The 22,549-nt window shown below is 40.8% G+C and carries 21 protein-coding genes and 2 other annotated features; all 21 genes read right to left on the bottom strand.

The window, feature by feature from the left end:
- Nucleotides 1-112: 112 nt before the first annotated feature.
- Nucleotides 113-2,191, bottom strand: a complete 2,079-nt coding sequence (gene fusA / locus A5N88_RS16400; RefSeq protein ID WP_066267946.1) for an elongation factor G — start codon at nucleotides 2,189-2,191, stop codon at nucleotides 113-115.
- A gap of 51 nt (nucleotides 2,192-2,242) precedes the next feature.
- Nucleotides 2,243-2,713: a 30S ribosomal protein S7 gene (gene rpsG / locus A5N88_RS16395; protein ID WP_066267944.1), complete on the bottom strand. Its 471-nt coding sequence runs from the start codon at nucleotides 2,711-2,713 to the stop codon at nucleotides 2,243-2,245.
- A 49-nt stretch (nucleotides 2,714-2,762) separates the two neighbouring features.
- Nucleotides 2,763-3,182: a 30S ribosomal protein S12 gene (gene rpsL, locus A5N88_RS16390; protein ID WP_066267942.1), complete on the bottom strand. Its 420-nt coding sequence runs from the start codon at nucleotides 3,180-3,182 to the stop codon at nucleotides 2,763-2,765.
- 100 nt (nucleotides 3,183-3,282) lie between these two features.
- Entirely contained in the window at nucleotides 3,283-3,531 is a 249-nt protein-coding gene (locus tag A5N88_RS16385) for a 50S ribosomal protein L7ae-like protein (protein ID WP_066267940.1), read from the bottom strand.
- A 146-nt stretch (nucleotides 3,532-3,677) separates the two neighbouring features.
- Nucleotides 3,678-7,268, bottom strand: a complete 3,591-nt coding sequence (gene rpoC / locus A5N88_RS16380) for a DNA-directed RNA polymerase subunit beta' (RefSeq protein ID WP_066267938.1) — start codon at nucleotides 7,266-7,268, stop codon at nucleotides 3,678-3,680.
- 149 nt (nucleotides 7,269-7,417) lie between these two features.
- Nucleotides 7,418-10,975 carry a DNA-directed RNA polymerase subunit beta gene (rpoB, locus tag A5N88_RS16375; RefSeq protein ID WP_066267936.1) on the bottom strand — a complete coding sequence of 1,186 codons (3,558 nt, stop codon included), beginning with the start codon at nucleotides 10,973-10,975 and terminating at the stop codon, nucleotides 7,418-7,420.
- Nucleotides 10,976-11,225: 250 nt separating this feature from the next.
- On the bottom strand, nucleotides 11,226-11,828 hold the full coding sequence (locus tag A5N88_RS16370) for a class I SAM-dependent methyltransferase (RefSeq protein WP_066267935.1): 603 nt from the start codon (nucleotides 11,826-11,828) through the stop codon (nucleotides 11,226-11,228).
- A 264-nt stretch (nucleotides 11,829-12,092) separates the two neighbouring features.
- Nucleotides 12,093-12,458: a 50S ribosomal protein L7/L12 gene (rplL, locus tag A5N88_RS16365; protein WP_066267934.1), complete on the bottom strand. Its 366-nt coding sequence runs from the start codon at nucleotides 12,456-12,458 to the stop codon at nucleotides 12,093-12,095.
- A gap of 62 nt (nucleotides 12,459-12,520) precedes the next feature.
- A complete protein-coding gene (rplJ, locus tag A5N88_RS16360) occupies nucleotides 12,521-13,021 on the bottom strand; it encodes a 50S ribosomal protein L10 (RefSeq protein WP_066267932.1) in 501 nt (166 codons plus the stop codon).
- Between the two features lie 34 nt (nucleotides 13,022-13,055).
- Nucleotides 13,056-13,201 (bottom strand) — a sequence feature (ribosomal protein L10 leader region).
- Nucleotides 13,202-13,249: 48 nt separating this feature from the next.
- Nucleotides 13,250-13,948: a 50S ribosomal protein L1 gene (gene rplA, locus A5N88_RS16355; RefSeq protein WP_066267930.1), complete on the bottom strand. Its 699-nt coding sequence runs from the start codon at nucleotides 13,946-13,948 to the stop codon at nucleotides 13,250-13,252.
- Nucleotides 13,949-14,066: 118 nt separating this feature from the next.
- Nucleotides 14,067-14,492: a 50S ribosomal protein L11 gene (gene rplK, locus A5N88_RS16350; RefSeq protein ID WP_066267928.1), complete on the bottom strand. Its 426-nt coding sequence runs from the start codon at nucleotides 14,490-14,492 to the stop codon at nucleotides 14,067-14,069.
- 176 nt (nucleotides 14,493-14,668) lie between these two features.
- On the bottom strand, nucleotides 14,669-15,202 hold the full coding sequence (gene nusG, locus A5N88_RS16345) for a transcription termination/antitermination protein NusG (protein WP_066267926.1): 534 nt from the start codon (nucleotides 15,200-15,202) through the stop codon (nucleotides 14,669-14,671).
- Between the two features lie 251 nt (nucleotides 15,203-15,453).
- Nucleotides 15,454-15,642 carry a preprotein translocase subunit SecE gene (gene secE, locus A5N88_RS16340; protein WP_066267922.1) on the bottom strand — a complete coding sequence of 63 codons (189 nt, stop codon included), beginning with the start codon at nucleotides 15,640-15,642 and terminating at the stop codon, nucleotides 15,454-15,456.
- Nucleotides 15,643-15,684: 42 nt separating this feature from the next.
- Nucleotides 15,685-15,834, bottom strand: coding sequence for a 50S ribosomal protein L33 (gene rpmG / locus A5N88_RS24445; RefSeq protein WP_083953177.1), 150 nt, complete (start codon nucleotides 15,832-15,834; stop codon nucleotides 15,685-15,687).
- Nucleotides 15,835-15,959: 125 nt separating this feature from the next.
- Nucleotides 15,960-16,610, bottom strand: a complete 651-nt coding sequence (gene sigH, locus A5N88_RS16335; RefSeq protein ID WP_260525566.1) for an RNA polymerase sporulation sigma factor SigH — start codon at nucleotides 16,608-16,610, stop codon at nucleotides 15,960-15,962.
- Between the two features lie 73 nt (nucleotides 16,611-16,683).
- Nucleotides 16,684-17,193 (bottom strand): NYN domain-containing protein, encoded by a 510-nt coding sequence (locus A5N88_RS16330; protein ID WP_066267918.1) that lies wholly within the window; start codon nucleotides 17,191-17,193, stop codon nucleotides 16,684-16,686.
- 2 nt (nucleotides 17,194-17,195) lie between these two features.
- Nucleotides 17,196-17,945, bottom strand: a complete 750-nt coding sequence (gene rlmB / locus A5N88_RS16325; protein ID WP_066267917.1) for a 23S rRNA (guanosine(2251)-2'-O)-methyltransferase RlmB — start codon at nucleotides 17,943-17,945, stop codon at nucleotides 17,196-17,198.
- Nucleotides 17,942-18,364 (bottom strand): Mini-ribonuclease 3, encoded by a 423-nt coding sequence (locus tag A5N88_RS16320; RefSeq protein WP_066267915.1) that lies wholly within the window; start codon nucleotides 18,362-18,364, stop codon nucleotides 17,942-17,944. Before A5N88_RS16320 ends, rlmB begins: the two co-directional genes overlap by 4 nt.
- Before the next feature lie 3 nt (nucleotides 18,365-18,367).
- Nucleotides 18,368-19,765, bottom strand: a complete 1,398-nt coding sequence (cysS, locus tag A5N88_RS16315; RefSeq protein ID WP_066267914.1) for a cysteine--tRNA ligase — start codon at nucleotides 19,763-19,765, stop codon at nucleotides 18,368-18,370.
- Nucleotides 19,746-20,417: a serine O-acetyltransferase gene (gene cysE / locus A5N88_RS16310; RefSeq protein ID WP_066267912.1), complete on the bottom strand. Its 672-nt coding sequence runs from the start codon at nucleotides 20,415-20,417 to the stop codon at nucleotides 19,746-19,748. The genes cysS and cysE overlap by 20 nt, the downstream gene beginning before the upstream one ends.
- Nucleotides 20,418-20,781: 364 nt before the next feature.
- Nucleotides 20,782-21,019, bottom strand: a binding site (T-box leader).
- Nucleotides 21,020-21,081: 62 nt separating this feature from the next.
- On the bottom strand, nucleotides 21,082-22,539 hold the full coding sequence (gene gltX, locus A5N88_RS16305; RefSeq protein WP_066267909.1) for a glutamate--tRNA ligase: 1,458 nt from the start codon (nucleotides 22,537-22,539) through the stop codon (nucleotides 21,082-21,084).
- Nucleotides 22,540-22,549: the final 10 nt, after the last annotated feature.

The raw sequence follows: 22,549 nt of genomic DNA, 5'->3' as shown, positions 1-22,549 counted from the left end.
CCTTAATATTAAATGAAATGTAAGTATATATGGTGCCTCAAAGACGTAGAACGTTCTCTAAGGCAATCATAGCTTATAAAGTAGTTATACTTTAATAAAAGGAATAAATCAATTATTCACCTTTATTTTTTTTAATAATTTCTTCTGAAATAGATTTAGGAACTTCTTCGTAGTGATCAAAGTGCATAGAGAATACTCCGCGACCTTGAGTACTTGAACGTAATGAAGTTGCATAACCGAACATTTCAGAAAGTGGAACCATTGCACGTACAACTTGTGCATTTCCGCGTGCTTCCATACCTTCAACGCGTCCACGACGAGCTGTAATGCTTCCCATGATATCCCCAAGGTATTCTTCAGGAATAACTACTTCGACTCTCATAACTGGCTCAAGGATTACCGGATTACATTTAGATGCAGCATTTTTCAATGCCATTGATGCAGCAATTTTGAACGCCATTTCAGAGGAGTCTACGTCATGGTATGATCCATCGTATAGTCTAGCTTTAATATCTACTAATGGGTAACCAGCAAGAACACCGCGGTCTAACGCATCTTCTAAGCCAGCTTGAACAGCAGGGATGTATTCACGAGGTACCACACCACCTACGATGCCATTTTCGAATTCAAAGCCTTTACCTTCTTCATTTGGAGAGAATTCAATCCAAACGTGTCCGTATTGTCCACGTCCACCAGATTGACGGGCAAATTTACCCTCAACTTGTGCTGCACTGCGGAATGTTTCGCGGTATGCAACCTGAGGTGCACCCACATTTGCTTCTACTTTAAACTCACGTTTCATACGGTCAACAATGATATCTAAGTGAAGCTCACCCATACCAGCAATGATAACTTGTCCAGTTTCCTGGTCAGTATGCGCACGGAAAGTTGGATCTTCTTCTTGAAGTTTTTGAAGCGCCGTAGACATTTTGTCTTGGTCAGCTTTTGATTTTGGTTCTACAGACAATTGGATAACTGGTTCAGGGAATTCCATTGATTCTAAGATTACAAGGCTCTTTTCATCACATAGAGTATCACCTGTAGTAGTATCCTTTAAACCAACAGCCGCAGCGATATCTCCTGCATATACTTCAGAGATTTCAGCACGGTGGTTCGCATGCATTTGCAGGATACGTCCTACACGTTCACGCTTGCCTTTTGTTGAGTTTTGTACGTAAGAACCAGATTGAAGTGTTCCAGAGTATACACGGAAGAATGTCAACTTACCTACATATGGATCCGTCATAACTTTGAATGCAAGAGCAGAGAATGGCTCTTCGTCGCTAGAAGGACGTAGAACTTCTTCATCTGTATCAGGAGTTGTACCTTTGATAGCAGGTACATCTACTGGAGATGGAAGATAGTCAATAACTGCATCAAGCATTAATTGAACACCTTTGTTTTTGAAAGCAGATCCACAGATTACTGGATAGAATTCTACATTAACAGTACCTTTACGAATAGCTGCTTTAAGTTCAGCATTTGTAATTTCTTCTCCGCCTAGGTATTTTTCCATTAATTCTTCATCAAGCTCTGCTACAGCTTCAATTAACTTTTCACGATATTCATCAGCTTGGTCTTGATATTCAGCTGGAATTTCGCGCTCTTCAATATCAGTTCCAAGGTCATTCCCGTAAAAAATAGCTTTCATTTCTACAAGGTCAATGATGCCTTCGAATTGGTCTTCTGCACCGATAGGCAATTGGATTGCTTGAGCGTTAGCTTGAAGGCGATCATGCAATGTGCCTACAGAATATAAGAAGTCAGCACCGATTTTATCCATTTTATTAACGAATACTACACGGGGAACACCGTATGTTGTAGCTTGGCGCCAAACTGTTTCAGTTTGTGGCTCAACACCAGATTGAGCATCAAGAACAGCAACCGCACCATCAAGTACACGCAAAGAACGTTCAACTTCAACAGTGAAGTCTACGTGTCCTGGAGTATCGATGATGTTTACGCGGTGACCTTTCCATTGCGCAGTTGTTGCAGCAGATGTAATGGTGATACCACGCTCTTGTTCCTGCTCCATCCAGTCCATTTGAGATGCACCTTCATGAGTCTCACCGATCTTGTGGATACGGCCAGTATAATAAAGTACACGCTCAGTAGTTGTTGTTTTACCAGCATCGATGTGAGCCATGATACCAATATTACGAGTATTATTTAAGGAGAACTCTCTTGCCATCTACTTTTTCTCCTTCCTAGTTTTAGGATGAATTTTAGTGTGTTTGTTAGATTACCAACGGTAGTGAGCGAATGCTTTGTTAGCTTCAGCCATTTTGTGAGTGTCTTCACGTTTCTTAACTGCAGCACCAGTATTGTTAGCAGCATCAAGAATTTCGTTAGCAAGGCGCTCTTCCATAGTTTTTTCACCGCGAAGGCGAGAATAGTTTACTAACCAGCGAAGTCCAAGAGTTGTACGTCTTTCTGGGCGTACCTCTACTGGTACTTGATAGTTTGCACCACCTACACGGCGCGCTCTAACTTCAAGTACTGGCATAATATTTTTAAGTGCTTGATCAAACACTTCGATTGGATCTTTGCCTGAACGTTCACGAATTAAATCAAATGATGAGTAAAGAATAGTTTGAGATTTACCTCTCTTGCCGTCTACCATCATTTTGTTGATTAAACGTGTAACTAATTTTGAGTTATAAATAGGATCTGGTAATACGTCTCTTTTTGAAACAGGTCCTTTACGTGGCATTGTTTTTCCTCCTTTCAGAAAATCTATCTTTTAACTAATTAATTTAAGATTATTTTTTTTCTTTTGGTCTCTTAGTACCGTATTTAGAACGTCCTTGTCTACGTCCGTCAACACCCGCAGTATCTAATGCACCGCGAACGATGTGGTAACGTACTCCCGGTAAGTCCTTAACACGTCCGCCACGGATAAGAACAACACTGTGCTCTTGAAGGTTGTGGCCGATACCAGGAATATAAGCAGTAACCTCGATACCATTTGTTAAACGAACACGAGCGTATTTACGTAAAGCTGAGTTCGGTTTTTTTGGTGTCATAGTACCAACACGAGTACATACTCCACGTTTTTGAGGTGAAGATAAGTCTGTGTTTACTTTCTTGAAACTGTTATATCCCTTGTTAAGTGCTGGTGATTTTGATTTAGTCAATTTTGATTGACGTGGTTTGCGCACTAACTGATTAATAGTAGGCATGTTTTGTTTCCTCCCTTCGCTTTTGTTGAAGCCCACACATCCAGGTGGTTCATTTTAAAGTAAAAACAAAGTTCTTGCAAATAGAGTTGCAAAAACAGTTTTAATAAATAACAGCAACAGCTGAAGCACCAACATGAATACCGCATGCCTTACCAAGCTTTTTCATAGAATCCACATGGTGTACTGGTATATCATTTTCCAGAGCAATCTCCACTACTTTAACTGTAATGTTTGGATCAGCATCATCCGCCACAATTAGTTCGTTTGCTTTGCCTGACTTTAATGCCTTGACTGTTTGTTTCGTTCCTACAATGAATTCTTTGGCCTGCAATACTTTTTCATAAGACATTTATGATATCCTCCAAAGCTACAGGTTATTGATAGGAGCACCTTGAATATAGTATCATTTTCATTTTTTAATGTCAACATTAAAAATAAAATATTAATAAAGAGCAGTACTGGTTATTAAAACCAGCACTGCAATCTGTATTTATTCTACTGTTCAACCGTTACTTCTTCTTCAACAATTTCAGCAGTAGCTTTACGGTAACGCTGCATTCCTGTTCCAGCTGGAACGAGTTTACCAATAATTACATTCTCTTTCAGACCAAGAAGTTCATCGCGTTTTCCTTTAATAGCAGCATCAGTTAGGACTCTTGTTGTTTCCTGGAATGATGCAGCAGATAAGAAGGAATCCGTTTCAAGAGATGCTTTCGTAATACCCAGCAATACCGGACGTCCAGTAGCAGGTGTTCCTCCTGAAAGAAGCGCTTTTTGGTTTGCATCTGTAAATTGGTGAATATCCAGCAGCGATCCTGGCAATACGTCTGTTTCTCCAGCATCCGCAACACGGATCTTACCAAGCATTTGACGAACCATAACCTCAATATGCTTATCGCCGATTTCCACTCCTTGCATACGATATACCTTCTGTACTTCGTGCAGGAGATATTCTTGAACCGTTGTGGTGTCTCGGACTCTAAGTAGTTCTTTTGGATCAATAGATCCTTCTGTTAATACTTGGCCTCTTGATACTTGATCGTTTACTCCGACCTTTAATCTTGAAGTATATGGAGCAGTATAAGTCCTTGACTCTACATCTCCCTGAATCACGATTTCGTATTGGCGGTCACGGCCTTCATTGATGGCTGTAACAACACCTGAAATTTCTGTAATGACAGCTTGCCCTTTAGGGTTACGTGCTTCAAATAGCTCTTGGATACGCGGTAAACCTTGTGTAATATCGTCTCCTGCAACACCGCCTGTATGGAACGTACGCATTGTCAACTGAGTTCCTGGTTCACCGATCGATTGTGCAGCAATGATACCGACTGCTTCACCGACTTCAACCTCTTGACCTGTTGCAAGGTTACGGCCATAGCATTTTTTACAAACGCCATGTCGTGTATTACAAGTAAACGCAGAACGGATCCAAACCTCTTCATTACCAGCAGTGACAACTTCTTTTGCAAGGTCCTCGGTAATTAAGTCATTTTCAGCTACAATGACTTCACCAGTTTGAGGGTTTTTAATTGTCTTTCTAGCATATCTACCGATCAATCGTTCTTCAAGGCTTTCAATAACTTCAGTTCCTTCTTTTAACGAGCTGACAAGGAGACCGCGGTCTGTTCCACAGTCATCATCGCGAACAATGACATCCTGGGCAACGTCAACTAAACGGCGTGTAAGGTATCCAGAGTCAGCTGTTTTAAGGGCTGTATCAGCAAGACCTTTACGCGCACCATGGGTAGAGATGAAGTACTCAAGTACCGTTAAGCCTTCACGGAAACTTGATTTGATCGGCAATTCAATAATACGTCCAGCCGGGTTGGCCATCAGACCACGCATACCAGCTAACTGTGTAAAGTTAGAGGCGTTACCACGGGCACCAGAATCACTCATCATAAAGATTGGATTTCGGCGGTCCAAGGATGCCATCAGCTTGCCTTGAATTGTATCTTTGGCAGCACTCCAAATCGAAATAACACGGTCATAACGTTCTTCTTCAGTAATCAAACCACGTCTGAATTGTTTAAGAACATTATCCACTTTCGTCTGAGCTTCAGATAAAATGGCTTCTTTTTCACCAAGTACGACGATATCGGCAACACCAACAGTAATACCTGCTTTTGTTGAGTACTTAAAGCCTAGATCCTTCATACGGTCAAGCATCTTGGAAGTTTCTGTAATCTTAAAGCGTTTAAAGACTTCAGCAATAATGTTTCCTAAGAACTTTTTAATGAACGGCTTAATTTCCGGCTGACTTTGAATGTGTTCTTTGACATTTACATCTGTATCTACAAAGTAGTGATCTGGTGTTTTTTCTTCCAGATTTGTTTTTGTAGGTTCATTCATATACGGGAACGTGTCAGGCAAGATTTCATTGAAAATCAACTTACCTACAGTTGTAATAAGCAATTTGCTCTTTTGTTCTGCAGTAAAGGTTTGATTATTAATGGATCGTGCGTGAACTGCTACACGTGTATGCAAGTGCACATAGCCATTTTGGTAAGCTAACAGTGCTTCATTTATATCATTAAAGATTGAGCCTTCACCAACAGCACCTTCACGCTCTAGAGTCAGGTAGTAGTTACCTAATACCATATCCTGTGATGGTGTAACAACTGGTTTGCCGTCTTTAGGATTCAAGATGTTTTGGGCTGCGAGCATCAATAATCGCGCTTCAGCCTGTGCCTCTGCAGATAGAGGTACGTGAACTGCCATTTGGTCTCCGTCGAAGTCAGCGTTATATGCTGTACATACAAGCGGATGAAGACGAATAGCACGGCCTTCTACCAATGTAGGTTCAAAAGCTTGAATTCCCAATCTGTGAAGCGTCGGGGCACGGTTAAGCAGAACTGGATGCTCCTTAATAACCTCTTCTAATACATCCCATACTTCAGGCTGAAGACGTTCAATTTTACGCTTGGCACTCTTGATATTATGAGCAAGACCGCGCTCAACAAGCTCCTTCATGACAAACGGCTTAAATAATTCAATTGCCATTTCTTTCGGAAGACCACATTGATACATTTTCAAGTTAGGTCCAACAACGATAACGGAACGGCCTGAATAGTCAACACGTTTACCAAGAAGGTTTTGACGGAAACGCCCTTGTTTACCTTTAAGCATATGCGATAAAGATTTAAGCGGACGGTTACCAGGTCCAGTAACCGGACGGCCGCGGCGGCCATTGTCAATCAGTGCATCGACTGCTTCTTGAAGCATACGCTTTTCGTTTTGAACGATAATGCTTGGAGCACCTAAATCCAATAGACGCTTTAAGCGGTTGTTTCTGTTAATTACACGGCGATACAAATCGTTTAAATCAGACGTAGCAAAACGTCCGCCTTCCAGCTGAACCATAGGCCTTAATTCTGGAGGGATAACCGGAAGCACATCAAGGATCATCCAATCAGGGGCATTTCCTGAATTACGGAATGCTTCAAGTACTTCAAGACGCTTGATTGCCCGTGTACGTCTTTGTCCTTGAGCCGTTTTAAGTTCTTCTTTAAGGAAGTCTACTTCCTTGTTTACATCGACGTCCTGAAGAAGCTTTTTAATCGCTTCAGCACCCATCGCTGCTTGGAACTTTTTCCCGTACTTTTCACGGTATGCACGATATTCCTTTTCAGAAAGCAGCTGTTTCTTTTCAAGTGCTGTGTCTCCAGATTCAGTCACAACATAAGAAGCAAAATAAATAACTTCTTCCAAGGCACGCGGGGACATGTCCAGAACAAGACCCATACGGCTAGGAATGCCTTTAAAATACCAAATGTGGGATACTGGAGCAGCAAGCTCAATATGGCCCATACGTTCACGGCGAACTTTAGATCTTGTAACCTCTACACCACATCGGTCACAGACAACACCTTTATAACGGACGCGCTTATATTTACCGCAATGGCATTCCCAGTCTTTTTGAGGTCCAAAAATACGTTCGCAAAATAAGCCGTCTTTTTCAGGTTTTAGTGTTCTATAGTTGATTGTTTCTGGCTTTTTAACTTCACCAAAAGACCATGAACGAATCTTATCCGGTGAAGCAAGACCAATTTTCATATACTCAAAATTATTAACATCTAGCAAGGGGCCTACCTCCCTTTCAGTCTACAGGTTCTACCCTCAAACAGATTTATGAACAAAGTCAAGATGTCAGAAAAACTCCTAGAGGGATGAATGATATTCGTTTCCCCTTATCCAAGGCCTTTCCGACATCTGACTTCAAACTAAAAGCTTTATTCTTTAGTTGCTACAGTTTCTGTTTCTTCTTTTGATTCCGGAGCTATATTTAACGTGTCAGCTTGATTCAGATCTTCTTCATCTTCAAGATCACGCATTTCAATCTCTTGATCATCACTTGAAAGGATCTTAACATCCAGACCCAAACTTTGAAGTTCCTTAATTAATACCTTGAATGATTCAGGAACCCCTGGTTCAGGAACATTTTCACCTTTAACAATCGCTTCGTATGTTTTCACACGTCCCACTACGTCATCGGATTTAACAGTTAAGATTTCCTGTAATGTATAAGCTGCACCGTATGCTTCCAGTGCCCAAACTTCCATTTCCCCAAAGCGCTGACCGCCGAACTGGGCTTTACCGCCAAGAGGCTGCTGAGTAACTAGAGAATAAGGACCCGTAGAACGAGCATGAAGTTTGTCATCAACCATGTGGGCAAGCTTAATCATGTACATAATTCCGACAGATACACGGTTATCGAATGGCTCACCTGTACGTCCATCATAAAGAACCGTTTTAGCATCACGTGCCATTCCTGCCTCTTCAATGGTAGACCATACATCTTCTTCCCTCGCACCGTCAAATACCGGAGTAGCAATATGGATGCCTAAATATCTTGCTGCCATTCCTAAGTGTAATTCAAGTACCTGACCGATGTTCATACGAGAAGGTACACCCAGAGGGTTTAACATGATATCAACAGGTGTTCCATCAGGTAAGTAAGGCATATCTTCTTCCGGAAGAATCCGAGAGATAACCCCTTTGTTACCGTGACGTCCAGCCATTTTATCACCTTGGTGAATTTTACGTTTTTGAACGATATATACACGAACAAGCTGGTTCACACCTGGTGGAAGTTCATCTCCATCCTCACGGTTAAAGACTTTCACATCTAGGACAATGCCGCCGCCGCCATGAGGCACACGAAGGGATGTATCACGAACCTCACGTGCTTTTTCACCGAATATTGCATGCAATAGACGTTCTTCAGCAGTCAGTTCTGTCACACCTTTTGGCGTTACTTTACCAACAAGAAGGTCACCGTCATTAACTTCTGCCCCTACACGGATAATTCCACGTTCATCAAGGTTGCGAAGCGCATCCTCACCGACATTCGGAATATCACGTGTCATTTCTTCTGGTCCAAGCTTAGTATCGCGCGCTTCTGACTCATACTCTTCAATATGAATAGAAGTATAGACATCGTCTTTAACGAGTCTTTCACTCATGATAATGGCATCCTCGTAGTTATAGCCATCCCATGTCATGAAGGCAACCATAACATTTCGCCCTAAAGCAAGCTCACCTTTTTCCATGGATGGACCGTCACCAAGGATTTCTCCTTTTGTTACACGGTTGCCGACACTTACAATTGGACGCTGGTTGTAGCAAGTTCCCTGGTTGGAACGAATGAATTTTTGGAACCTGTATTTATCGAGGTCTCCCTGCACTTCCTGGCCATCAACTTCTTGTATACGGCGAACCCAGACTTCTCTGGCTTCAACATGTTCAACAATCCCGTCATGCTTACAAATAACCGCAGCACCAGAGTCTTTCGCTGAAACATATTCCATTCCGGTTCCGACAATTGGAGCTTCAGGCTGCATAAGCGGAACAGCTTGACGCTGCATGTTCGCTCCCATCAGGGCACGGTTGGAGTCATCGTTTTCCAAGAAAGGAATACAAGCTGTCGCAGCCGAAACTACCTGTTTAGGAGATACATCCATATAGTCAACACGGTCATGTTTTACAACAGTGTTTTCACCGCGGAAACGTGCGTATACTTCATCGTCAATAAATGAGCCATCTTCAGCAAGACGGGCATTTGCTTGTGCAACAACATAGTTGTCTTCTTCGTCTGCTGTTAAATAGTCAATGCGTCCAGTTACTTTTCCAGTCTCAGGATCAACACGGCGGTATGGTGTTTCAATAAAGCCAAACCGATTTACTTTCGCAAAAGTAGATAGCGAGTTGATAAGCCCGATGTTTGGACCCTCAGGTGTTTCAATCGGACACATACGGCCATAGTGAGAATAGTGAACGTCACGTACTTCGAAGCCGGCACGCTCACGAGTCAAACCGCCAGGTCCTAATGCAGATAATCTGCGTTTATGTGTTAATTCAGCAAGCGGATTCGTTTGATCCATAAATTGCGATAACTGGGAGCTTCCGAAGAATTCCTTAATTGCTGCAATTACCGGGCGGATGTTAATAAGCTGCTGAGGTGTAATTGTATTAATATCCTGAATAGACATTCTTTCACGAACAACCCGTTCCATCCTGGACAAACCGATACGGAATTGGTTTTGAAGCAATTCCCCTACTGAACGCAGACGTCTATTGCCCAAATGATCAATATCATCGGTATTGCCTACTCCGTGAAGGAGATTAAAGAAGTAGCTGATGGATGAAATAATGTCTGCAGGCGTAATGTTTTTAATAGCCTCTTCTACATTTGCATTTCCAATAATGCTGATTTCTTTTTCACCATCATCGATTGGAGCATAAATTTTGATGGATTGCAGTACGATGTCGTCTTCAACCACTCCGCCAACTTGGGAAAACACTTTGAAACCAGTACCATTTTCCAGGTTCGGCAAAATTTTATCCAATGTTCTGCGGTCAAGGGTAGTGCCTTTTTCAGCAATAACTTCACCTGTTTCAGCATCAGCAAGTGTTTCAGCAAGACGCTGTCCAAACAAACGGTTTTTTAGATGAAGCTTTTTGTTAATTTTATAACGACCTACATTGGCTAAGTCATAACGCTTTGGATCAAAGAAACGTGAAACAAGCAAGCTCTTAGCATTTTCTACTGTAGGCGGTTCTCCCGGGCGAAGACGCTCATATATTTCTAAAAGCGCCTTTTCGGTACTTTCCGTATTGTCCTTTTCAAGCGTGTTGCGAATGTACTCATTATCACCAATCAAATCGATGATTTCCTGATCAGAGCCAAACCCAAGCGCACGCAAAAGAACCGTAACGGGTAGCTTTCTTGTTCTATCAATACGAACATATACAACATCTTTTGCATCTGTTTCGTATTCGAGCCAAGCCCCACGGTTAGGAATAACTGTTGCAGCAAAACCTCTTTTACCGTTTTTATCTACTTTTCCATTAAAGTAAACGCTAGGTGAACGTACGAGCTGTGATACAATAACACGTTCCGCACCGTTAATAACGAACGTTCCTGTTTCTGTCATCAACGGGAAATCACCCATAAATACATCCTGATCTTTCACTTCACCTGTCTCTTTATTAACGAGACGCACCTTTACGCGAAGAGGAGCAGAATATGTAACATCACGCTCTTTACACTCTTCTACAGAGTATTTTGGTTCACCAAGACTATAATCGATAAATTCCAATGATAAATTCCCGGCAAAATCCTCAATCGGGGAGATATCTTGGAACATTTCTCTCAAACCTTCATCTAGAAACCATTGATAAGATGATGTTTGAATTTCGATAAGATTTGGTAATTCTAAAACTTCGCTAATACGCGCAAAACTTCTGCGTTGGCGGTGTCGTCCATACTGAACTAGTTGACCTGTCAACTGATTCACCCCTCAAATCAAGCGTTTTAGTTGCATCTATTCACATCTTACAACAGGACAACCACCCTGCTGTAAGACAAAAAGAAAAAGGGTTTTTCTATTAAAAACCACATTTCCTGCATAACGTGCTATTATTTTATAAGTATTTTCCATATTAACCAAAATTTATACTTGACATACATCAATTAAATATAAATAGTGAAAATATGATATTGGCATTTTATAATGCTATCACATAACGAAATACCCGTCAATGTTTTTTTGCCCTAATTATAAAATAGCCTTTATCTTTTTTCACAATATCCACATCTTCAAATAATTCTTCTAACTTAGCTTTAGCTGATGGAGCACCTTGTTTCTTTTGAATAACCACCCAGAGCTCTCCGCTTGGAGCAAGATGCTGAAAGCTTTGCGTGAGAATATCATGAACAATCTGTTTTCCTGCACGGATTGGCGGATTCGTCACAATAAGAGCAAAATTTTCTTCAGCAACCGAATGAAGCCTGTCGCTCTCATAAATGTTAACATTCTCTATCCCGTTATGCTTTGCGTTTTCTGAAGCAAGCTCAAGAGCGCGAAGGTTCACATCTACCATATGGACCAATCTTTTCGAAAAAGATTTTGCCAAAGACAAACCAACAGGACCATAACCACATCCTACATCCAAGAGCGGCCCAGCAACATTTGGCAGTTCAACAGATTCCACAAGAAGTCTTGAACCATAATCTACTTCATTCTTAGAAAAAACGCCCTGGTCTGTTTTGAAATGAAATGTGTTGTCTCTTAAAGTAAAATCCCAAAAGATTGGTTTGCTTTCAACACCTGGGTTCCGCGAATAATAATGATCAGGCATGCCAACACTCCTTTTTCTGCCTTCGCAGCTATAGATTTCATTTTTGAGTTTGCCATATATCCGTTGATTCATCACATTTTTTGGCTCATTCGGGTAGAACGGACGTTTTGCACAAATGAGCCAAAATCAACAGAGAATAAAATTTATCATTCCCATAGCTCTGCTGGCGTATCCCGTCGCAGAATGACAAACATACCAGTATTTATTTTTAGACAAAAAAAGCTCGCTATAAACAGCGAGCTTCTTCATCCACTAGAAGAAAAATTACTTAACTTCTACGCCAGCTCCAACTTCTTCAAGCTTAGCTTTGATTTCTTCAGCTTCTTCTTTAGAAACGCCTTCTTTAAGCGCTTTTGGAGCGTTATCAACAAGTTCTTTCGCTTCTTTAAGACCTAGGCCAGTTACTTCACGAACAACTTTGATAACTTTGATTTTTTGTGCACCAGCGTTAGCAAGTACTACATCAAATTCAGTTTTTTCTGCAGCAGCTTCGCCACCAGCAGCTCCGCCTACCATAGCAACTGGAGCAGCAGCAGTTACGCCAAACTCTTCTTCGATAGCTTTAACAAGATCGTTTAATTCAAGAACTGTCATTTCTTTGACAGCTTCAATGATTTGTTCTTTAGTCATTTTAATATCCTCCTAGATTTTCATTATATAAAGAATTTTGTATGGTTAAATCCTCAAAAAACTTACGCGCCTTGTTCTTCTTTTTGCTCAGCAACTGCTTTAGTAGCAAGAGCAAGGTTACGGATTGGTGCTTGAAGTACGCTAAGCAACATAGAAAGTAAACCTTCGCGTGAAGGAAGTTCAGCAAGAGCTTTAATTTCTTCAACAGTCGCTACATTACCTTCAATTACACCTGCTTTGATTTCAAGTGCTTCGTGCTTTTTAGCAAAGTCGTTTAACACTTTTGCTGGAGAAACTACGTCTTCAGTACTGAATGCAATCGCATTCGGTCCAACCAACGCTTCGTTTAAGCCAGCTAAATCAGCAGCTTCCGCTGCACGGCGTGTCATTGTGTTTTTGTAAACTTTAAATTCAACACCTGCTTCGCGAAGTTGTTTACGAAGTTCAGTTACTTCAGCAACGTTCAAGCCGCGGTAGTCAACTACGATAGTAGAAACACTCGCTTTAAATTTACCAGCGATTTCTTCTACTATTTGTTTCTTTTGATCAACTGCACTGCTCATCTTTACACCTCCTGTGGATTCGATGAACATTTATACCGAAAAACAAAAACCTCCAAAGCGCTACAGCATGGAGGTTTAATGCAAACAGCCCAATCGGCTGTAATATATCGCATTACCTCGGCTGGATATTAAGCTTATCAGATAAGCACCTGCTGTCTACGGTACAAATGTTTAATTTATAACAACATCATTTACTATAATTCAATTGACTTAATAAGTCAATAATAATTATTTTACAGCGAAAGAAGATGGGTCAACTTTAACGCCAGGTCCCATTGTAGAAGTTACAGAAACATTTTTCATGTAAGTTCCTTTTGCTGCAGATGGTTTAACTTTAAGAAGAGTTTCATAAATAGTAGAGAAGTTTTCAACTAGCTTTTCAGCATCAAAAGATACTTTTCCGATAGGAGCGTGGATAATACCAGCTTTGTCAGCACGGTATTCAACTTTACCGGCTTTGATTTCGTTAACAGCTTTCGTTACATCAAATGTAACAGTACCAGTTTTAGGGTTTGGCATTAAACCTTTTGGTCCAAGTGTACGACCTAGTTTACCAACTTCACCCATCATATCTGGAGTTGCCACGATAACATCGAAATCAAACCAGCCTTGGCTGATTTTATTAATATAATCAGTATCGCCAACAAAGTCAGCGCCTGCAGCTTCTGCTTCTTTTGCTTTTTCGCCTTTAGCGAATACTAATACACGTTGAGTTTTACCAGTTCCGTTTGGAAGAACTACCGCACCGCGAATTTGTTGGTCAGCTTTCTTAACATCGATACCAAGACGGAAAGCAACTTCAACAGTTGCATCAAATTTTGCGTAGCTAGTTTCTTTCACTAGTTCTACTGCTTCTGTAACTGAGTAAGCTTTTGCACGATCTACAAGCTTAACAGCTTCTGCATACTTTTTGCCTTTTTTAGCCATAATTAAATTTCCTCCTCGAATGTGGTTTTAACGGAATATCCTCCCACGAATAAAGGTTGCGAGTGAAGAGTTTCAGCATCGCAACCCCGTCGGACAGAACCAATTGTTAATGCATGGATTAATCTTCGATTACAATACCCATGCTGCGTGCAGTACCTTCAACCATACGCATAGCTGCTTCTACGCTTGCAGCGTTAAGGTCAGGCATTTTTGACTCAGCGATTTCACGTACTTTGTCACGCTTAACAGTCGCAACTTTGTTACGGTTCGGTTCACCAGAACCTGACTCGATACCAGCTGCTTTTTTAAGTAAAACTGCAGCAGGTGGAGTTTTTGTGATGAATGTAAATGAACGGTCTTCAAAAACCGTAATTTCAACAGGAATAATCAATCCAGCTTGGTCTGCTGTACGAGCGTTAAATTCTTTACAGAATCCCATAATGTTAACACCAGCTTGACCTAATGCAGGACCTACCGGTGGAGCAGGATTTGCTTTACCTGCAGGAATTTGCAATTTAACAATTTTCACTACTTTTTTAGCCACGAGACACACCTCCTTAAGTCCGTGATGTGGTAATAGGGGATCGCCCCTCCCACTCATCATGTAAAAGAATCTTTTATTTAAAAAGATAAATTATAATTGTTCAGTGCCTGTTCAGAAGAACATACTGACTTAAAGAATATTACCATTTCTATTTCAAGATTTCAAGTTCTTTCAAATTATATTTTATCAATTTGATCAAAAACAAGGTCAACCGGGGTTTCACGGCCGAACATGCTAACCATAACCTTCGCTCTTCCCTTGTCTTTATCAATCTCTTCAATTTTCCCGGTAAAGTTAGCAAACGGCCCTTCTTTTACGGTAACCGTTTCCCCCAATTCAAACTTAACATCGATGCGTTTTTCATCCATGCCCATATGCTTAAGAATAACGACTACTTCTTCAGGCAGCAATGGAGTTGGTTTAGATCCAGATCCAGAAGAACCTACAAAGCCTGTTACCCCAGGTGTATTTCGCACTACGTACCATGAATCGTCTGTCATGATGATTTCCACTAGCACATAACCAGGGAACACCTTGCGCTTTGTTACTTTCTTTTTACCGTTTTTAATATCTGTTTCTTCTTCTTCCGGCACAACCACACGGAAGATTTTATCCTGCATACCCATTGATTCCACACGTTTTTCAAGATTCGCTTTTACTTTGTTTTCATAACCTGAATACGTATGAACTACATACCAATTCTTTTCCATTTTTGAGGACCTAAATGTCCGTCCCTCCCCGTACGTAATAGAAATATATTACTAAATTATTCTTTCAAGCTAATGTTGAATGGCCAGCATTCTATAGGCTAAAAACCCTTCAGCTGACAAACAGTTATCTTTAACAGAGCTTAATTTTTTTAATGCAAATGAAAAAACCCGTTAACCGGGCTCGAGATAAATGTTATTACTTACATTATACCATGCATGAATAGTTGTTATTCAAGATAAAGATTGAAATTCTATTGTTTTAAATCTAAAAACCATCGTACTAGAGAAGATAAGCCTAAGTCAACTAGAAAGAAGAAAACACCTAAAAAGACAACCGTTACAATTACCGTTACCGAATAACTGGTCAGCTCTTTCCGTTTTGGCCAACTAACCTTCCTCATTTCTGATGTAACATTACGGAAGAACTTCGTTATGGACATGGTTTTAACCCCCAAAAAATTTGAAAAATAAGTTATGATGCCTTACTTGGTCTCTCGATGAATGCTGTGCGCGTTGCAACGTTTACAAAACTTATTCATTTCAAGTCTGACTGTTTGAGATTGCTTAGTAGCTGCCGTGGAATAATTGCGTGTTCCACATTGAGAACAAGCCAGTACAATCTTTTTTTGCATGGATAACACCCGCTATCTATATATAAACCTCTTAGGTATATGGACCTGTTAAGAAACCTCTTTTCACTACGGTTTCTTCTTAAAAAAGTACCATGCAAAATCAGGGTTTGTCAATAAAAGGTTTATTACATGCTTATTTCTCGCACCTCTAAATAACGTTCGAGCTTCCTTTTTACACGTTGAAGAGCATTGTCTATCGACTTCACATGCCTGTTCAGTTCTTCAGAAATTTCCTGATAGGATTGTCCGTCCAAGTATAACGCCAATACTTTTCTTTCTAAATCGCTTAATAGCTCAGTTATCTTCCCCTCTATATTGACATATTTCTCTCTGTTAATAATAAGTTCTTCTGGATTCAATATTTTCGCACCAGTTAGAACATCCATGAGAGTCCGGTCCGATTCTTCATCATAAATAGGCTTATCTAATGAGATATAGGAGTTCAGCGGAATATGTTTTTGGCGGGTGGCAGTCTTAATAGCCGTAATAATCTGTCTTGTAATACAAAGCTCTGCAAAAGCTTTAAAGGAGGTAAGCTTGTCCTCTTTGTAATCCCGAATTGCTTTATAAAGACCAATCATGCCTTCCTGGACAATATCCTCCCTGTCGGCACCGATAAGAAAATAAGAACGTGCTTTGGCCCGGACAAAATTCCGGTATTTTTGAATCAAATAATCAAGTGCTTCACTTTCACCGCAATGAACCAGCTCAATAATATTTTCATCTTCCAGCATTGCATATTCTTCGTGTTCCAGGATTTCAACACTTGGTGTCACAATTCATCCCTCCGCCCGTACAAAGCAATAGATAGAAATATTATACAGTACTGAATTTTCAAGCGTCAATAGCTCACAGCTTACCCCTCCGCAATTTTTCGAACATTTCCGCTACTTCCTTACTCAAAGGGATTCTAGATGCCGGCTTATAATCCCGGGATTTCTTTAAATCTTTTTCTATACTGCTGTCCACAGATCCAACTTCTGTCAATAATTCTCTGGCAGAAATTCTCAATGCCCCCTGGCCAAATATTTGCCACTGCTCCGTATAATCGGAAGTGGCAACATGAATTTGGGTTTTTAAATTATTCATTTCGATGGCCATCTTTTCAATTAATTCATCCGCAGATTCGTTTTCTTTTGTAAAAATGACCTCTACTTTATAGTGATTGTATTTCTTTTGAATCCCTTTTACAAAATGGGCATCAAACACAATAATTACTTTATAACCTGTGTATCCCTGATATTCAGCCATAATTTCTATCAAACGGTCACGTGCTGCACTAAGATTCGTTTGCTTGAGCTTCCTAAGCTCCGGCCATGCCCCAATGATGTTATACCCATCAACTAGAAGGACATTCATCGTTATTCACCTATAGGAGAACGTTTGCGGTAAACCTCATAAATTAATAGGCTGGCTGCAACCGATGCATTCAATGAGGTTACATGCCCTACCATCGGTAAATGGACAAGAAAATCACAATTATCCCTTATCAATCTGCTCATTCCCTTTCCTTCACTGCCAATTACAATGGCTAAAGGCATGGATGCATCCATCTTGCGATAATCTTCGCTTCCTTTTGCATCTGTACCGAAAATCCAAATACCACGCTCTTTAAGCTCTGCGATCGTCCTCGTCAAATTGGTTACACGGGCTACAGGCACATGTTCGATTGCTCCTGTCGAAGCCTTTGCTACAGTGGCGGTTAAGCCTACTGCCCTTCTTTTAGGAATGATAATGCCATGGACTCCTGCTGCATCAGCCGTTCTGAGAATCGACCCTAAATTATGGGGATCTTCCAGCTCGTCCAATATTAAGAAAAAGGGCGTTTCATTTTTCTTTTGGGCATTTTCAAAAAGATCATCCAGGTCTGCATATTCGTATGCCGCTACTTGTGCGACTACCCCCTGGTGAACCTCATTTGTCATTTGGTCAATTTTTTGCTTTGGAACAAACTGCACAAGTATGCGTGCTTCCTTTGCAAGATGGATTACCTGCTGCATTTGCCCTTTCTGAGATCCTTCTGCTATCCAAATTTTATTGATTTCCCTCTCTGATCTTAACGCTTCTAAAACAGGGTTTCTTCCTGCAATTAAGTCCTGCTCCTGATTCATACGGGGTCTCCTCCTTTCTTGTTTTCAACAATATTAATAGCCACTTCTACTAATTCCTTTAGCCTCTCATGCTCTTCCTGCAAGTAAAGATGGCCAAACAGCGCTTCAAATGCAGTGCTGTAGCGGTATGTTTGTACATCTGTATTCTTTGGAATACTCCCTGACTTTGCATTTCTTCCCCTTCGGACAACGGAAAGCTCTTCCTCTGTCAAAAGGTTTCTATCGAAAAAAACCTTCAAAATAGCAGCCTGGGCCTTTGCAGAGACATACCGTGTTGCAATCCTATGGAGATCATTAGGTTTTGTTTTGCCGGTTAAAAGAAGGTGATGCCGAATAAATTGTTCGTACACTGCATCACCCATATAAGCAATCGCAAGGCTGTTAATCTGTTTTAAATCTGCATTACTTTTGTTTACCATATTCTATCCACGTCTCCATCTAATACCCTGCGGTGTGTCCTCTAAAATAATGTTCATTTCCTTTAATTGATCGCGAATTTCATCGGCCAGCTGAAAATTGCGTTCCTTTCTCGCTGTGTTCCTTTTTTCAATCAGTTCTTCCACTTCGCTGTCCAGAAGCTCTTCTCCACCAAGCTTTAACCCTAAGGCTCCGAATAATTCTTCAAAGCCATTTAGGAATGCATCAATCACATGTACGGAGGTGTTCTTTTCACGCAAGTACAGGTTTGCCTGCTTTGAAAGCTCAAATAATACTGCGATGCCATTCGCTGTATTGAAATCGTCGTCCATTTCCTTTACGAAATCTGCTTGGATCCCTTTAATGGTTTCCAGCCACTCCTGATCATTATCCGTAAGGCTGGTACTGGCTTGTTTCCGGTGCTTTAAGTTATCATAAGAAGTTTTTAGCCTTTCTAAACCAGCTCCTGCATTCTCCAACAATTCTTCATTGTAGTTAATTGGATGGCGATAATGGACAGAAAGCATAAAAAATCTCAGTACCTGTGGGTCATGATGCTTGATAATATCATGTACTAATACAAAGTTCCCAAGGGATTTGGACATTTTTTCATTATCAATATTTATATACCCATTATGCATCCAATAACGTGCAAAGGGTTCTCCTGTCAATGCCTCTGATTGAGCTATTTCATTCTCATGGTGCGGAAAAGCTAAATCCTGTCCGCCAGCATGAATATCTATTGTATTTCCAAGGTATTTTCGTGCCATGGCTGAGCATTCTATATGCCATCCTGGTCTTCCTTGCCCCCATGGGCTTTCCCAATATATTTCACCTGGTTTGGTGGCTTTCCATAATACGAAGTCCAATGCATCTTCCTTTTTTTCACCGACTTCAATTCTTGCCCCTGACTTCAGTTCATCAATGGATTGGTGAGAAAGCTTGCCGTACTCTTCAAAACTCCTTGTGCGATAATAAACATCCCCGGCTGATTCATAGGCATATCCTTTTTCAATCAGCTTCTCGATAAATTCGATAATGATATCCATACTTTCTGTTACCCTTGGATGTACATCCGCTCTTTCGCAGCCTAATGCTGTAACATCCTCAAAATAAGCATCAATGAACCTATCAGCAATTGTAGGCACATCCTCGCCCAACTCTCTTGCTGCACGAATCAGCTTATCATCGACGTCGGTAAAATTGGAAATATAGTTGACATCAAATCCCCGATATTCCAAGTAACGACGAACCGTATCAAAAACAATTGCGGGACGTGCATTCCCTATATGAATATAATTATATACAGTAGGACCGCATACATACATCTTTACTTTTCCCTCTTCAAGCGGGATGAATGGCTCTTTTTTACGTGACATTGTGTTATATATTTGTATGGTCATATTGCTTTTTAGCCCCTTCCTTTTTCAGCAGCTCTATTTCTGCCTTTAACATGTTAATCTGGTTCTCTATATCAACACAGCGATCTGAGACAGGATCCGGAAGATCACTATGATTTAAGTCCCTATTTATTCGAACACCATCCTGAATGACTACACGACCTGGAATTCCCACTACCGTTGAATTGGGGGGCACTTCTTTAAGAACGACTGATCCCGCTCCTATTTTTGAATTTTCCCCAACTGTAATGGATCCCAATACTTTGGCACCGGTGGCAATTAATGCATTGTTTTCAATAGTAGGATGGCGTTTTCCTTTTTCTTTTCCTGTTCCTCCAAGGGTGACTCCTTGAAAAACTGTTACATTATCCCCGATTTCGCAGGTCTCTCCTATGACTATTCCCATCCCGTGGTCTATAAAAAACCGCCTGCCAATTTTGGCTCCCGGATGAATCTCAATGCCGGTGAAGAATCTGCTTATCTGAGAGATAGACCGGGCAATGAAGAAAAACTTTTTTTTGTAGAAAGCATGAGCAATGCGGTGTGCCCAAATAGCGTGTAAGCCTGAATACGTTAGAATAACTTCGAAATAACTTCTGGCAGCCGGGTCTTGGTCAAACACAACCTCGATATCTTCCTTTATCCGTTTAAACATCTCCGCCGCTCCTTTCTCATAAATAGGCTGCGTTTTTGCATCTTACGCTAAGGCTCTTTTCGTAAACTTTGAAGCTGCGTGTGTAAATTAAATCTAGGATACACAAGGCTAAGCGCCTGTAAACTAAAGGACTAAGAAGAAAAGATGCCACGATGGCTCACTCGATATTGATTTAACACGTTTGCGAAAAACAACAATCTATGCGAATACAGCCTAAGCTACACTAAAGACAGACAAGTCTTACAGGAATGGCCTTTAAATAGTTCTGTTCAACTTGCCGGTTGAATTCCGCTCTAATCTCCTCTAGAGCCATATCCATATTGAACTTTAACAGAGAAAAAAATAGAAAAAGCGTCTCTGTATAGACAGAGACGCTTTTTCCTGCGCGGTTCCACTCTGTTTGAACACACAACAAGAAGCCGTGTATTCCAACTCTTCCATTTTAACGGGTGGCAGCCGCTCAATCCTACTGATACTGCTTTTGTTCGGACTAAGACTCAAAGGGGCACTTCATAAAGCAAGGGGCCTAAACCACTTTCAGCCGGTGGTGGTTTTCTCTAAAAAGGCATAGCTTTATTACTTTTCCTTATCAACACTTTCTTATATAGAAAATTGTCTTTATTTATTATTTATAAAGATACTATATTACAATTTCCCTCAAATGTTAACCAATAATGTTTTCAATGCGCTTCTTTATTTTGGCTTTTCCCAATAACTCAATGGAATTTGGCAACTCTGGTCCATGTGCCTGTCCCGTAACCGCTACACGGATCGGCATAAACAATTTTTTCCCTTTGATGCCGGTGCTTTTTTGAACATTTTTAATAGCCGCTTTAATTTCTGCAGCTTCAAAAACGTCAAGAGCTTCCACTTCTTCCAAGAAAGCTTTGAGCACCTCAGGCACTTGCTCTTCACTTATTATTTCTTTCGCTTCTTCATTGTATTCGATGTCTTCTTTAAAAAACAACTCAGACAGCTCAACAATTTCTGCGCCATAGCTCATTTGTTCTTGATATAAAGCAATAAGATTTCTAACCCATTCCATATCAGCAGGGGAAAGATCCTTGTCTACACGTCCTGCTTTTACAAGATGCGGCAATGAAAGCTCAACCACTTTGTCCAGATCAAGCTTCTTCATGTATTGATTATTCATCCACATTAATTTTTGTTTATCAAATAGCGCCGGTGACTTGGATAAGCGGCTTGCATCAAAAATTTCAATAAATTCCTCTTTTGAGAAGATCTCTTCTTCCCCTTTTGGAGACCATCCAAGCATAGTAATAAAGTTGAAAAGCGCTTCTGGCAGATAGCCGAGCTCTTCATATTGCTCAATGAATTGAATAATACTTTCATCACGCTTGCTCAGTTTTTTGCGGCTTTCGTTTACAATAAGAGTCATATGTCCAAATACAGGAGGCTCCCAATTAAATGCTTCATAAACCATCAGCTGTTTTGGCGTATTGGAAATATGATCATCTCCGCGCAATACATGAGAGATCTCCATCAAGTGGTCATCAAGTGCCACTGCAAAGTTGTAGGTTGGGATTCCATCCTTTTTTACAATGACAAAGTCGCCAATTCCATCAGCTTCAAAGGAAACTTCATCTTTTACGATATCATTCCATGAATAGACTCTACCTGGCTGTACCTTAAACCGAATGCTTGGCTTCCTGCCTTCACTTTCTAGCTTTTCACGGCCCTCGTCTGTTAAGTGGCGGCACTTGCCGGAATAACGCGGCATTTCACCTCGGGCAATTTGCGCCTCCCTGTCAGCTTCCAGTTCTTCCTCGGTGCAATAACACTTATAGGCTAATTCCTTTTCAAGCAGTTCATTATAGTAGACTGAATAGATGTCGTTCCTTTCAGACTGGCGATACGGGCCATATTCACCGCCGATATCCACACTCTCATCCCAGTTCATTCCAAGCCACTTTAAATACTTGAGCTGGCTTTCTTCACCACCGGCAATATTACGTTTTTGGTCAGTATCCTCAATACGGATAATAAATTTACCGCCTTGGCTTCTTGCAAAAAGATAATTAAATAGGGCTGTACGAGCATTACCTATATGTAAATGTCCAGTTGGACTCGGTGCGTATCGAACCCGAATATCATTTGACATGGTTGTATTC

The organism is Heyndrickxia acidicola, from assembly GCF_001636425.1.
GTDB classification, from domain to species: domain Bacteria; phylum Bacillota; class Bacilli; order Bacillales; family Bacillaceae_C; genus Bacillus_AE; species Bacillus_AE acidicola.
This window is presented reverse-complemented; position numbering and strand designations above follow the sequence as displayed.